We start from the raw sequence: 13,547 nt of genomic DNA on the forward strand, positions 1-13,547 counted from the left end.
GAATGACCAATAAGTCGGTTTTACTGACCAATAATTAACTAAATATATTCCTATAAAAGATGCATCTCTAGGTTTATTGAGTATATCTCATTAGACCAGGAGGTGTATTTTTTATGCGTTAGTCGTTTGTTCTTGATCACACCATCAATAGGGTCTTAATAAATACAATATTTGTAACAATCTGATAGAGCATGGTTACAGTGTCGATTAATTTTGGATAGTGGAATCAGGGCAGGAGAATGCTGTAGTTTGGTGCCTGAAGACATTGATTTTCGTTCTAAGTCGATTTTAGAAAGAGAGACAAAGAACGAAAAAGAGCGATATGTATTTTTCGGTTTTTGGCACAATACAAAATAAAGACTTCTCCATAAAACGGAAAAGTCTTTGAATGAATTTTAATATTTAAAGAGTACAGCAATCAATTGATAGCCTACACCTACAGTCCAAAATAATACTGTATCACCACGTTTGATACGACCATCTTGAATCCCCTCATGTAGCGCAAGTAATGGACTTGTTGTACCTGTATATCCAAATCTATCTCCCACATATATCATTTGTTCTTTTTTTACATTGAAATGTTTTTGCATTTTATTGATATTTGTAATAGAAAATTGTGATAAGCAGTAAGCATCTATATCTTGCGGTTTAAGATTATTTCTTTCTAATAGCGTATCAATAATTTTATAAGCGTTAGGTAAAGAAACATCTCCATCAAACGGAAGCCATTGAAGATAATTACTTGAATCTTGTCCTTTGATCTTTTTAGATAAACCACTTCGAGGGAATGTTACTCTATCAAAATTGCTTGAATCCGTGAAATAGATTGAATCCATAAAGCCAGTCTCTTCATCTGTTTTCTCTAAAATTAAAGCAACTGCTACATCTCCAAAGTTTGGATAAGTAATGTTATCTTCAGGGTTCGGAACTAAAGAAAAATAATCAGATCCTACTAGCAAAATTTGATCCATATGAGGATTCCCTAACAAATAGCGTGATGCTTGGTCTAATGCAGTCGTCATTCCCGAACAGTTAGTGTTCATATCCATGGTGCCTGTCTTCGTTCCGGCTTGAATAGCACGATGGACTAAAACAGAATTTGTAGGGAAAAGATACTCAGGAACTTGTGATGCAAAGATAATCATATCTAAACCTTGTGCTTTCATATTAGCTCTTTCTAAAACTCTTTTTGAAGCTTCAATAGCCATAGATAATGAATTTTCTTCATCATTATCTATGATATAGCGTGATTTTCTCCCTAAAATATCACCTAAGAAATGAGTGTAATCTTCTCCGTGGATTTTTTTGAAGTGTTCGATATAATAGGTGTTTTCTACTTTGTTTTCGGGATGGTAAATAGCAATTTCTTTAATTTTAATGTTTGTCATAAGTAATAAAACCTCTCTCATAATGCAATTTCAAACTTCTTTATTTTTTATATGTAAGATATTTTTGAATCTATAAAAACGTAATAAATACTATGTTAAGAAAATAAAAAGACACCAGTAAGATGTCTTTTAGTAGCTATCTTGCAATTTACGTTAGATAAATTCAGCGTTGTTAAGACCGACTTTACGTGTAATACGACTTAGTTGCATTTTAACAACTACACTGTTATTAACTTCGAAAACAACCTTTTTGAATCCGGATTGCTTATATAAGTTATAGCAATCTTCCAACGCAGGAACTAACTCTGGTGTAACAACTGACAAGTCTTTACAGTCTAATCGCAAAATAAAATCGGAACAGTTAATTGAAGAAACATTACGATTGTAGTCTTTAATGAATCGATCTGCTTGCTCTGGGGTGAAATTCCCCACAATCTGCATTTCCAATTCTTTTTTTATATTGTTTACACTGATTTTGTAACTTCCTTTATCCATAGTGACATTTCTCCTTGTAATATACTCATTATTTCCTAAATAATAAATATATTATACTATAATATATTTCAAGTGACATACTATTTTTAATTGAATTAAATTCTACTTTTAAAAAATTGATTCAATCTCTTTCTAAGTTAAGAATAAGTCGATTTTATACTGCTATTAAATTTAGTTGAAAATGATAGCAGTTTACAAAAAAATAGAATCATAAAATAAAAGACAGGCCCTAGCAGAGATGCAAAAATAGTGTGTCTTCTTTTGGATAGAAGCATAATTGGAAACATAGTTTTATTTTGTAAATTAATATACGAATATTCGAAAAACATGATACGATAACACTACATATGTATTTTATAAATTGACGAGCTACTAATTAAGCTTTACAACATTATTATGGATATTGTTTAAATGTATATGTGACTATTTGTTTTGTTGATATAATAAATAAACAGAATCTATTTTTAAACATTTTATAGATCCTAACGAGAGTATGCTTATTACATAAGTTTTGTGTTATTAAATTGTTTTGAAAGCGAATTATTAAGCTTTTTTCTGTAAAAAAACAATATGAAAACGATAATAAGTATAGATATGTATTATCGTTTTGAAGGACGGGGAGAAAATGTGTTAATTTTTGAAAATGATTATATTGTTTTAAAAGAAGAAAATGAAAAAGTATATTTAAAGACAGTGGGGGAAGGATTTCCTTTAAAAGAATTCGATAGTATTTTGAAGAAATATCCGCGTATTAAACTGTCGAGCTTTGCTATTTTAAGAAAAGTCACTGCAACAGTGACAGAACAATTTGAGGAAATTGGTAATTGGTTACCTCCAATTGAAATTGTGACTTCTCGGGATCGTATGACAGCAACCATGTATGTCCATGAAGATCCAGCAACAGTTTTTAAAGATGGTACTAAAATGCAGGAACAAATTAAAGAATTTGCTAATAATATGGGAATAGTGCATGGTTTTGTGGATTTAACACTAGATAAAGTTTTATCAGGAAAACCAACTGTAGTTGCAATTGGGACACCAGCTAAACCAGGAAAAAATGCAAAAATTACATATATAGAACAGCCAGAGAGAAAACCGTCAATCCGCGAAGATGGTAAAGCGGATTATTTTGATATGAATTTTATCTCTGAAATAGATGCTCATGAATGGTTAGGAGAGAAAATTCCCGCAGATTCAGGCGAACAAGGGAAGAATGTGTTTGGCGAAAGCATTCCTGCATTACCAGGTAAAGACTTTCCGATAAAATATGATCAGAAAACTGTGTATGAAAAAGTTGATGAGGATGGAAAAGTGACAATCTATGCAACTGAGGGTGGGGTTTTGGATGATTCAGATGGATTCTTGTCAGTTCAAAAACATCTACCGGTTCCAAAGGATGTCGGGGTAGGAACAGGAAATTTAAATTTCGATGGATCTATTAGCATTAGAGGTACGGTACTCTCTGGTTATACAGTAGTAGCCACAGGTGATATTTCAATTGATGGTCCTGAAGGCGTTACAAGTCCAAAATTAATCGAATCTTTATATGGAGACGTGTATATTCGTGGCGGTATTTTTGGTAACGGTGAATCTGTAGTGCGCGCAGGTGGGAATATCTTTGTTAAACATACAAATGAGAGTACGTTAATTGCAAAAGGTGATATACATATTGGATCATACGCTCTTGGATCCAATTTAAAAGCGAGTAGTATACTAGTTAATGAGTACAAAGGTAAAATTATCGGTGGGCGTGCAGAAGCGAATAATACTATTACTACTGCTATTTCCGGTAATCGTTTAGAGCGTAAAACAGAATTAGTTATTACAATGCCGGATCGAAAAGAAAGTATGCAAATAGTGAAAGAAAAAGCTGAAGAGATGAAAGCTTTAGAAGCGGATATTTTAAATGTTAAAGCTCGCATCACGCCATTGTTAGATTTCGTAGATAAGATGAATGGTGCACAGCGAAAAGCATTTGAGGATTCAAAAGTACAATTGCAAGAAAAAGAAAATGAGTTAACTAAGATTGATAAAGAGGTGCAAACTATTTTACAATCATTAAAAAGTATAGGAACGGAAAAGATTCAAGTTACAAAAGAAGCTTACCCTGGAACGTTTATTCAACTTGGTAAAAAATCAACGACTTTAAACACACAGACTTGTGGTAATTTTAAATTAGAGCAAGGCGAAATCAATGCCTAGACCCCTAGTGTTTGCACATCGGGGCGCCTCTGCTTGCGAGATGGAAAATACACTCAAAGCATTCAATAAGGCTATTGAGTTGGATGCAGATGGTATTGAGTTAGATTTGCAAATAACAAGGGATGATGTTCCTGTTGTGACGCACGATTTAGATTTACGTCGAGTTACAGGAAAACGCAGTTTAGTAACAAATGTTTCTTTAGCAGAAATAAAAAGACTGCGAGTAGGTAGACATTTTACGCGTAGATACTCGGGTCAAGAAATGATGACGTTAGATGAACTGATCGCATGGGTAGAAAAAAATCCAATCGCGTTAAATATCGAATTAAAAGAATCCTTTATCGACAATCCTTTTGTGCTAGAAATTGTGATAAAGAAATGTGCCCACCTACCAAATGTACATTTTTCATCTTTTTTCTTGGAAGTTTTAGAACAAGCGAAAAAAATGAACAAACATATTGAAACAGCACTAATTGCCACAAGAAAGTTAAATTGGCATCAGCTAAAAAACCTTTCATATATAGATGCTATTCATGCCAACAAATCTCGCTATTATAGACCTGATTATTTGGATGCTTGTCTATTAGCTAAAAAAAAGTGCCGTTTCTACAATATTACGGGTGATGAAAAATTTTTGGAAAATCCACATAAAGCTGTTGTTGGCTGGATTACGGATTTTCCTGAAAGAGTACGAGGAGTACAAAAAAAGAACGCTGACCATTAACGGTCAGCGTTCTTTTGGTTTGCAAATTTAGCTGAAACTTTTCCTTTTTTTCGATCGCGATGCAATAAAAAACCTGCAAAAAAGCCGAATCCAATGACAAAAAGGGCAATGCCAATGATGAATTGCAACCAAAGAAATGGTATTGGATCCACAAGCTTAGCAAATAATGTGTCGCGCATTAATTTAATTCCACCTGCAGCCATTAAACCAGGTATAAGTAATACGATAAACGCTGCAAAACGTGCCATATACTTTCACTCCTCTAATCTATACTCATTTTTACCTGTTGGAGAAGCGTTGTCAAGGATAGAAAGTTCAGATATGATGAACCTACATTGAATTATGCAATAAATTGCACAATATTGTGAAGGGAAGTGAAAATCCTTGCAAAGTATACTAATTGTAGGTGCCGGTGCTGGCGGAACAGCTATACTACAACTATTATCCAAATCGGAACAACTTCGCACGGTTGCGATTGTAGATATACGTAAGGATGCACCAGGAATTGCGCTAGCCAAAGAAGCGGGTATTGCTACGGAGCAGGATTGGCAAACCATTTTAACAGATAAGATTGATATGGTGGTTGATGTCACGGGGGAGCCTGCTGTATTTGAAGAACTGCTTCTGGCATTGCCGAAACGTACAGCACTTATTCCTGGAGCCATTGCTTACTTAATTGTTCAATTGTTGAATGAAAAAGATTTTTACATAAAAAAAACCCAACATGCGGCATATAAACAGCAGATCATCTTCAATTCAATAGAAGAGGGTATGATTGGCATCGATCCACAAGGTCAAATTATCTTCTTTAATAGAAGCGCTGCACGTATGACAGAAGTTACTGTCAAACAAGCGATAGGTAAACATATTAACGATATTATTATAGATAGTGCTCTGCCGCGTGTATTTGAGACAGGATTAGCAGAAATCAATCAAGAACTGAAATTGTCTAATGAAAAGAAAATTGTTACTTCACGATTTCCGATGATTGATGGTAATGGCAATCGAATTGGCGCATTTGCTGTATTCAAAGATATATCAGAGGTCGTCAATTTAGCAGAAGAAATAACAAATTTAAAAGAAATTCAAATGATGTTAGAGGCGATTATTCAATCAAGCGATGATGCTATTTCTGTAGTGGATGAGGAAGGTAGAGGGATACTTGTTAACCCTGCATATACTAGAATTACAGGATTAAAACCGGAAGAGATTTTAGGGAAACCTGCAACGATAGATATTTCTGAAGGTGAGAGTATGCATTTAAAAGTATTGCAAACGAAAAAGCCTATTCGTGGTGTGAACATGAGATTAGGTCCAAACAAACGTGAAGTCATTGTAAATGTTGCACCTGTTGTTGTAAATGATAGCTTAAAAGGAAGTGTAGGTGTAATTCATGATATGACGGAAATGCGGTCTTTAACGAAAGAGTTAGACCGAGCGCGCACAATTATTCGAAAGCTAGAATCTAAATATACATTTGAAGATATTATCGGTGATTCTGAGGAAATGAGCATTTCAGTTGAACAAGCAAAACTAGCTGCCAAAACACCCGTTACAGTATTATTGCGCGGAGAGTCAGGTACAGGTAAAGAGTTGTTTGCTCACGCCATTCATTCTGCGAGTGATCGTATTTACAATAAATTCATACGGGTAAACTGTGCTGCAATTGCTGAGCATTTGCTAGAAAGTGAGTTATTTGGTTATGAAGAAGGAGCCTTTACGGGAGCGAAGCGTGGAGGAAAGCGTGGACTATTTGAAGAAGCAGATCAAGGAAGTATCTTTCTAGATGAAATTGGAGAAATGTCCTTAAGTACGCAGGCTAAACTATTGAGAATTTTTCAAGAGGGTGAAATTGTTAGAGTTGGTGGAACGAAGCCGATTTCGATAAATGTACGTATCATAGCCGCTACGAATGTGAATATGGAAAAAGCATTGACAGATGGTACTTTTCGAGAGGATTTATACTATCGATTAAATCGGATGCCCATTCATATAGCACCTCTACGCCAACGAAAAGAAGATATACCGCCTTTAGTAGAACGTCTTCTTGTTAAATTGAATCAAGAATATGGACGTAATATTCATAAAGTAACTTCAAACGCTTTAATGCTATTAATAGGGCATGATTGGCCAGGGAATGTACGAGAACTTGAAAACGTTTTAAGCCGTGCAATGATTTTCATGCAATCAAACGAAACTGTTTTAGAGGAAAGACATTTGCCTAAAACACTTTTCCATTCCTTGCATCAGGAGATTATCGTTGAAAAACCTTTTTATGAGGGAACTCTCGCGGAACAGCTCGAAAAAACGGAGAAACAAATATTGCAACAAGTATTAATAGAAAACCAAAACAACAAAATGCAAGTTGCAAAAAAATTAGGGATATCTATCCGTAGTTTGTATTATAAATTAGATAAATACAATCTTGCATAATGTTGCATGCAAAAAACTGCATACTGTGCAAAATTTTGCGTAGGTGGAAAAGCCGAAATGTTATTAAATATAGCATTTTAGCATTTTATATGTTGGCACGCTTCTTGCTAATAATATAGTGACCTAGAAAACTAAGGTAATAGATGATGAATATCAATTATAAAGAGTTTGGTCAACATATCAAAGGGGGCACTACAATGGAGATTTTTAAATATATGGAGAAATATGATTACGAACAGCTAGTATTTTGTCAAGATAAGACTTCAGGGCTAAAAGCTATAATTGCTATTCACGACACAACTATAGGGCCAGCGCTTGGTGGTACACGTATGTGGACATATGCTTCAGAAGAAGATGCAATTGAAGATGCTCTGCGCCTAGCACGTGGTATGACTTATAAAAATGCGGCTGCAGGGCTAAATCTTGGTGGAGGAAAAACAGTAATCATCGGAGATCCTTTAAAAGATAAAAATGAAGAAATGTTCCGTGCACTGGGGAGATTTGTACAAGGTTTGAATGGTAGATATATTACAGCTGAAGATGTTGGTACGACTGTCGCAGATATGGATTTGATCCATGAAGAAACTAATTATGTAACAGGTATTTCTCCTGCATTTGGATCGTCGGGTAACCCTTCACCGGTAACTGCATATGGTGTATTTGTGGGTATGAAAGCTGCTGCTAAAGAGGCATTTGGTAGTGATCACTTGGAAGGTAAGAGAATTGCTGTACAGGGCTTAGGTAACGTAGCATATACACTGTGCAAATACTTACATGAAGCAGGCGCGCAATTAATCGTAACAGATATAAATGAAAGCGCTGTAAATAGAGTAGTGGAAGACTTTGGTGCAACAGCGGTTGATCCATCAGATATCTATGCTCAAGATGTAGATATTTTTGCACCATGTGCACTTGGTGCAATTATTAATGATGAAACGATTCCACAACTAAGAGCTAAAGTCATTGCAGGTTCAGCTAATAATCAATTAAAAGACTCACGACACGGAGATATTATTCATAACGAAGGCATCATTTACGCACCAGATTATGTTATTAATGCTGGTGGCGTTATCAATGTTGCGGATGAATTGTATGGCTATAACCGTGATCGTGCGATGAAGCGTGTAGAAGGAATTTATGATAATATAGCGAAAGTAATAGATATAGCAAAACGCGATGGGATTCCAACTTATTTAGCCGCTAACCGATTAGCGGAGGAACGCATTGAGAAAATGGCGAAATCACGTAGTACATTTTTGCAAAATGGAAAGCACATCTTATCTAATCGATAATTAAAGAGCCGTTCAGAAATAAGGTAGGGGTACTTCATTTCTGAACGGATTTATATTGGGAGAAAAGTTTACGAACTGCAAATAAGTTTGTGAGTTTAATAGGCTGGCATTGGGGAATGTCAACTACGAAAATGTTATATTGTTAGAGTAAAGTTTTACATGGCGGTATGAGAGGAAGTGTTTAAATGGCTAAGGACTATGATGTGGTTATTTTAGGTGGCGGTACAGGTGGCTACGTAGCAGCAATTCGAGCAGCGAAGCTAGGGTTGAAAACAGCCGTTGTTGAAAAGGGAAAGCTAGGGGGTACATGTTTACATAAAGGTTGTATTCCAAGTAAAGCATTACTTAGAAGTGCGGAAGTCTTCGCGACAACAAAGAATCATGCTTCTTCATTTGGAGTGAATACAGGAGAAGTAACGCTTGATTTTAGTAGAGTGCAAGAAAGAAAAGATTCAATTGTGGCCCAATTACATCAAGGTGTGCAAGCATTAATGAAGAAAGGCAAGATCGACGTTTATGAAGGAACTGGTCGAATTCTTGGACCTTCTATTTTCTCACCAATGCCAGGGACAATTTCAGTTGAACTGGCAAGTGGAGAAGAAAATGAGATGCTTATTCCTCAAAATGTTATTGTGGCAACAGGTTCTAGACCACGTACTTTACCAGGTCTAACAATTGACGGTGAATTTGTTATTACTTCTGATGAAGCACTTGCGTTAAAAGAGCTTCCATCATCCATTCTTATTGTCGGTGGTGGTGTCATTGGAATTGAATGGGCATCAATGTTAAATGATTTTGGTGTTGAGGTAACAGTTATTGAATATGCAGACCGCATTCTACCAACAGAAGATCAAGATATTTCAAAAGAAATGAAAAAGCTATTAACGAATAAAGGAATTAAATTTGTAACTTCTGCGAAAGTATTAGCAGAAACACTGTCAATCGCAAATGATAAAGTTTCAATTGAGGCAGAAGTATCCGGTGAAAAGCAAAGTTACAATGCAGATAAAATACTTGTTTCGGTTGGTAGACAGGCAAATGTAGAAGGAATAGGGTTAGAAAATACAGAGATAGTTGTAGATAATGGCTTTATCCAAACAAATAATCATTTTCAAACGAAGGAATCTCATATTTATGCCATTGGGGATGTCATTGGCGGGTTGCAACTTGCACATGTTGCTTCCCATGAAGGTATGCACGCAGTAGAGCATATTGCAGGATTAGCAACTGAAAAAGTAGATGACAAATGGATATCCCGTTGTATTTACTCAAGCCCAGAGGCAGCCAGTGTTGGTATAACTGAAGAACAAGCAACAAAAGAGGGAATTCCGATTAAAATTGGTAAGTTTCCTTTTAAAGCAATTGGTAAAGCACTTGTTTATGGAGAGTCAGATGGTTTTGTGAAGATAATAGCAAACAGTGAGACTAACGATCTTGTAGGGGTTCATATGATTGGACCACATGTAACGGATATGATTGCTGAAGCGGGTCTTGCAATGGTGTTAGATGCAACGCCTTGGGAAATTGCGCATAGTGTCCATCCACACCCGACATTAAGCGAAGTACTTGGAGAAGCGGCATTAGCGGTTGATGGCAATGCAATTCATATGTAAGAAGGAGCTGGAAGAAATGGTTGAGAAGGTTGAAAATCGTCATGGAAAAATCGGTTTATCAAACGAAGATGTACTGAAAATGTATGAAACAATGCTACTTGCACGTAGAATCGATGAACGTATGTGGCTATTAAACCGTGCGGGTAAGATCCCATTCGTAATTTCCTGTCAAGGGCAAGAAGCTGCTCAAGTAGGTGCGGCCTTTGCTCTTGATAATAAAAAAGATTATATTGCTCCGTATTATCGTGATATGGGGATTGTTCTTCATTTTGGTATGACGACAAAAGAGTTAATGCTTTCGGCCTTTGCAAAGGCGGAAGATCCAAACTCAGGTGGACGTCAAATGCCGGGCCACTTCGGCCAAAAGAAAAATCGTATTTTAACAGGTTCATCACCTGTTACTACACAAGTACCTCATGCTGTAGGGGTTGCACTTGCAGGTAAAATGCAAAAGGAAGATTTCATCACTTTTGTAACGCTTGGTGAAGGTTCTTCAAACCAAGGAGATTTTCATGAAGGGGCAAACTTTGCAGGAGTACACAAATTACCAGTAATTATTATGGTTGAAAACAATAAATATGCGATTTCAGTACCAGTTGAAAAACAATTAGCATGCAAAAACGTTTCAGACCGTGCAATTGGATACGGGATGCCTGGGGTTACTGTAGATGGTAAAGATCCAATTGAAGTATATAAAGTTGTTAAGGAAGCAGCTGACCGTGCTCGCAATGGGGAAGGGCCTAGCTTAATTGAAACGGTAACTTATCGTCTAACAGCTCACTCTTCTGATGATGATGATCGTCAATATCGTACGGCAGAAGACTTAGCAGAGGGTCGTGCTACAGATCCAATTATTACATTTGCAAAATACTTGCATGAGCAAGGGATTCTAACAGATGCCCTCGAAACAGAGATAAATGAACGTATTATGGCAGAAGTAAATGAAGCGACAGATTATGCAGAGCAAGCTCCATATGCTGCTCCAGAAGATTCGCTAAAATACGTCTATGCTGAAAATGGAGGGAGTATCTAATGGCGGTTTTATCCTATATTGATGCAATTACTCTTGCGATGAAAGAAGAAATGGAACGCGATGAGCGTGTTTTTATATTAGGTGAAGACGTTGGCCGCAAAGGTGGCGTTTTTAAAGCAACTCAAGGATTATATGATCAGTTTGGTGAGGACAGAGTATTAGATACGCCACTTGCAGAATCTGCGATTGCGGGTGTCGGAATCGGCGCTGCAATGTACGGTTTAAGACCTATCGCTGAAATGCAATTTGCGGACTTTATCATGCCTGCAGTCAATCAAATTATTTCAGAAGCATCACGTATCCGTTACCGTTCAAACAATGATTGGACTTGTCCGATAGTAATTCGCGCACCATTTGGAGGCGGGATTCACGGCGCTCTTTATCATTCACAATCCGTAGAGGCTGTATTTGCAAATCAGCCTGGTTTGAAAATAGTTATTCCTTCTACACCTTACGATGCAAAAGGTTTATTAAAAGCAGCTATTCGCGATGAGGACCCGGTGTTGTTTTTTGAACATAAACGAGCATATCGTCTTATAAAAGGTGCGGTTCCAGAAGAAGATTATACAATTGAAATCGGCAAAGCAGATGTGAAACGTGAAGGTGAAGATATTACGGTTATTACTTATGGTCTTGCTGTTCATTTTGCTTTACAAGCAGCTGAACGTTTGGCGCAAGACGGTATTTCAGCGCACATTCTAGATTTGCGCACGATCTATCCTCTAGATAAAGAGGCAATTATTGAAGCGGCATCTAAAACAGGAAAAGTGCTACTTGTCACAGAAGACAACAAAGAAGGTAGTATTATTAGCGAAGTGGCAGCAATCATTGCAGAAAACTGTTTATTCGATTTAGATGCCCCAATTAAAAGGCTTGCTGGACCAGATGTGCCTTCAATGCCATATGCACCCACAATGGAGAAATATTTCATGATAAATCCAGAAAAAGTTGAAAAAGCAATGCGCGAATTAGCGGCGTTCTGATGTAAAGGGGGAGAAATTTATGGCAATTCAAACAATTAAGATGCCTCAGCTTGGGGAAAGTGTTACGGAAGGTACAATTGAGAAATGGCTAGTAAAACCTGGTGATACTGTACAGAAATACGATTCTTTGGCGGAAGTGAATACAGATAAAGTCACTGCAGATTTGCCGTCATCTTTCTCAGGCATTATTAAGGAACTTATCGTTGGGGAAGGCAATACATTAGCTGTTGGTGAAAGTGTATGTACGATTGAAACAAATGAAGAAATAGAACAGCAACCTGCTTCACAACAAGTAGAGCAAGCTACGCAGCAAGCATCCGTACCAGCTCCTCAGCAAATGGTAAAGGCGCCAGTAGTAAATCAAGCAGGTAAGGCTCGCTATTCACCAGCTGTTTTAAAGTTAGCGCAAGAACATAATATAGACCTTCAATTAGTTGAAGGTACAGGTGCTGAAGGTCGAATAACACGAAAAGACATTCAAAAACTAGTAGACAGTGGAAATATCCCAACTAGTAGTACAACAGTGCCACAATCACAAGAGACAAATACTGTACAAGTAACGCAAGTACCAGAACCACAAAAATCACAACCAATTCCAGCAGTGCAAACTGCAACAGGTGATATTGAAATTCCTGTAACGAACGTTCGAAAAGCTATCGCGACTAACATGTTACGTAGTAAACACGAAGCGCCACATGCTTGGATGATGGTTGAAGCAGATGTTACAAACTTGGTTAACTACCGTGATTCTATTAAAACTGAATTTAAACAATCTGAAGGTTATAACATTACGTACTTTGCCTTTTTCATAAAAGCGATTGCGCAAGCATTAAAAGAATTCCCAATGATGAATTCTATGTGGGCAGGCGATAAAATCATTCAGAAAAAGGATATTCATATTTCTATTGCTGTTGCAACAGAAGATGCCCTTTTTGTTCCGGTAATTAAACACGCTGATGAAAAATCAATTAAAGGCATCGCTAGAGAAATTAATGATCTTGCTGGAAAAGTTCGTGCTGGTAAATTGAAGTCTGAAGATATGCAAGGTGGAACATTTACTGTAAATAATACGGGGTCATTTGGTTCGGTGCAGTCTATGGGGATTATTAACTACCCACAAGCAGCGATTATTCAAGTTGAATCAATTGTCAAACGTCCAGTAATTATGAATGGTGGAATGTTTGCTGCAAGAGATATAGTAAATTTATGTTTATCTTTAGATCATAGAGTTTTAGATGGGCTGATTTGCGGTAAATTTCTCGCTAGAGTCAAAGAAATTCTCGAAAACACAACAAAGGATAACACTTCTATCTATTGAAAGTAATCTGAAAATCGTAATATTGCGATTTTCAGATTTTTTTATGCTTTTGTGATTTGATATTCT

The 13,547-nt window shown here is 36.7% G+C and carries 12 protein-coding genes; 9 read left to right on the forward strand and 3 right to left on the reverse strand.

The window, feature by feature from the left end; translation table 11 throughout:
• Positions 1-213: 213 nt before the first annotated feature.
• Positions 214-357 carry a hypothetical protein gene (locus tag ACZLO7_RS08010; protein ID WP_464940293.1) on the forward strand — a complete coding sequence of 48 codons (144 nt, stop codon included), beginning with the start codon at positions 214-216 and terminating at the stop codon, positions 355-357.
• Positions 358-395: 38 nt separating this feature from the next.
• Here the strand turns inward: ACZLO7_RS08010 and ACZLO7_RS08015 are convergent, their stop codons facing one another.
• Both ACZLO7_RS08015 and ACZLO7_RS08020 read right to left on the reverse strand, forming a co-directional pair.
• Positions 396-1,388, reverse strand: a complete 993-nt coding sequence (locus ACZLO7_RS08015) for a ketoacyl-ACP synthase III (RefSeq protein ID WP_464940294.1) — start codon at positions 1,386-1,388, stop codon at positions 396-398.
• Positions 1,389-1,541: 153 nt separating this feature from the next.
• On the reverse strand, positions 1,542-1,883 hold the full coding sequence (locus ACZLO7_RS08020; protein ID WP_464940296.1) for a hypothetical protein: 342 nt from the start codon (positions 1,881-1,883) through the stop codon (positions 1,542-1,544).
• A 627-nt stretch (positions 1,884-2,510) separates the two neighbouring features.
• Here ACZLO7_RS08020 and ACZLO7_RS08025 point away from each other — a divergent pair.
• Together ACZLO7_RS08025 and ACZLO7_RS08030 are read left to right on the forward strand one after the other, a co-directional pair.
• The gene (locus ACZLO7_RS08025; protein ID WP_464940297.1) at positions 2,511-4,085 is read left to right on the forward strand and encodes a flagellar assembly protein A; all 1,575 of its coding nucleotides are present in this window, start codon (positions 2,511-2,513) and stop codon (positions 4,083-4,085) included.
• Positions 4,078-4,809 carry a glycerophosphodiester phosphodiesterase gene (locus ACZLO7_RS08030; protein ID WP_464940298.1) on the forward strand — a complete coding sequence of 244 codons (732 nt, stop codon included), beginning with the start codon at positions 4,078-4,080 and terminating at the stop codon, positions 4,807-4,809. Before ACZLO7_RS08025 ends, ACZLO7_RS08030 begins: the two co-directional genes overlap by 8 nt.
• Here the strand turns inward: ACZLO7_RS08030 and ACZLO7_RS08035 are convergent.
• The gene (locus ACZLO7_RS08035) at positions 4,806-5,057 is read right to left on the reverse strand and encodes a DUF2627 domain-containing protein (protein ID WP_038184901.1); all 252 of its coding nucleotides are present in this window, start codon (positions 5,055-5,057) and stop codon (positions 4,806-4,808) included. The two genes, ACZLO7_RS08030 and ACZLO7_RS08035, sit on opposite strands and share 4 nt — an antisense overlap.
• A 136-nt stretch (positions 5,058-5,193) precedes the next feature.
• Here ACZLO7_RS08035 and ACZLO7_RS08040 point away from each other — a divergent pair, with 136 nt between their 5' ends.
• The 6 genes from ACZLO7_RS08040 to ACZLO7_RS08065 all read left to right on the forward strand — a co-directional run bounded on the left by ACZLO7_RS08040 (position 5,194) and on the right by ACZLO7_RS08065 (position 13,481).
• A complete protein-coding gene (locus ACZLO7_RS08040) occupies positions 5,194-7,242 on the forward strand; it encodes a sigma-54 interaction domain-containing protein (RefSeq protein ID WP_464940299.1) in 2,049 nt (682 codons plus the stop codon).
• A gap of 197 nt (positions 7,243-7,439) precedes the next feature.
• Positions 7,440-8,534: a branched-chain amino acid dehydrogenase gene (gene bcd, locus ACZLO7_RS08045; RefSeq protein ID WP_464940300.1), complete on the forward strand. Its 1,095-nt coding sequence runs from the start codon at positions 7,440-7,442 to the stop codon at positions 8,532-8,534.
• Between the two features lie 185 nt (positions 8,535-8,719).
• Entirely contained in the window at positions 8,720-10,147 is a 1,428-nt protein-coding gene (lpdA, locus tag ACZLO7_RS08050) for a dihydrolipoyl dehydrogenase (protein ID WP_464940301.1), read from the forward strand.
• Positions 10,148-10,163: 16 nt separating this feature from the next.
• The gene (locus tag ACZLO7_RS08055) at positions 10,164-11,180 is read left to right on the forward strand and encodes a thiamine pyrophosphate-dependent dehydrogenase E1 component subunit alpha (RefSeq protein WP_464940302.1); all 1,017 of its coding nucleotides are present in this window, start codon (positions 10,164-10,166) and stop codon (positions 11,178-11,180) included.
• Positions 11,180-12,163, forward strand: a complete 984-nt coding sequence (locus tag ACZLO7_RS08060) for an alpha-ketoacid dehydrogenase subunit beta (RefSeq protein WP_427752271.1) — start codon at positions 11,180-11,182, stop codon at positions 12,161-12,163. The genes ACZLO7_RS08055 and ACZLO7_RS08060 overlap by 1 nt, the downstream gene beginning before the upstream one ends.
• Before the next feature lie 19 nt (positions 12,164-12,182).
• Complete coding sequence (locus ACZLO7_RS08065) at positions 12,183-13,481, forward strand: dihydrolipoamide acetyltransferase family protein (RefSeq protein ID WP_464940305.1); 1,299 nt, start codon at positions 12,183-12,185, stop codon at positions 13,479-13,481.
• Positions 13,482-13,547 lie beyond the last annotated feature (66 nt).

This window comes from Viridibacillus sp. d25.2 (assembly GCF_055456015.2).

What these genes read in the sequence shown, in the direction of transcription:
- ACZLO7_RS08060 (WP_427752271.1), top strand. Translation starts at nt 11,180, where the DNA reads ATGGCGGTTTTATCCTATATTGATGCAATTACTCTTGCGATGAAAGAA.
- ACZLO7_RS08020 (WP_464940296.1), bottom strand. Translation starts at nt 1,883, where the DNA reads ATGGATAAAGGAAGTTACAAAATCAGTGTAAACAATATAAAAAAAGAA.
- ACZLO7_RS08015 (WP_464940294.1), bottom strand. Translation starts at nt 1,388, where the DNA reads ATGACAAACATTAAAATTAAAGAAATTGCTATTTACCATCCCGAAAAC.
- lpdA (WP_464940301.1), top strand. Translation starts at nt 8,720, where the DNA reads ATGGCTAAGGACTATGATGTGGTTATTTTAGGTGGCGGTACAGGTGGC.
- bcd (WP_464940300.1), top strand. Translation starts at nt 7,440, where the DNA reads ATGGAGATTTTTAAATATATGGAGAAATATGATTACGAACAGCTAGTA.
- ACZLO7_RS08065 (WP_464940305.1), top strand. Translation starts at nt 12,183, where the DNA reads ATGGCAATTCAAACAATTAAGATGCCTCAGCTTGGGGAAAGTGTTACG.
- ACZLO7_RS08030 (WP_464940298.1), top strand. Translation starts at nt 4,078, where the DNA reads ATGCCTAGACCCCTAGTGTTTGCACATCGGGGCGCCTCTGCTTGCGAG.
- ACZLO7_RS08055 (WP_464940302.1), top strand. Translation starts at nt 10,164, where the DNA reads ATGGTTGAGAAGGTTGAAAATCGTCATGGAAAAATCGGTTTATCAAAC.
- ACZLO7_RS08035 (WP_038184901.1), bottom strand. Translation starts at nt 5,057, where the DNA reads ATGGCACGTTTTGCAGCGTTTATCGTATTACTTATACCTGGTTTAATG.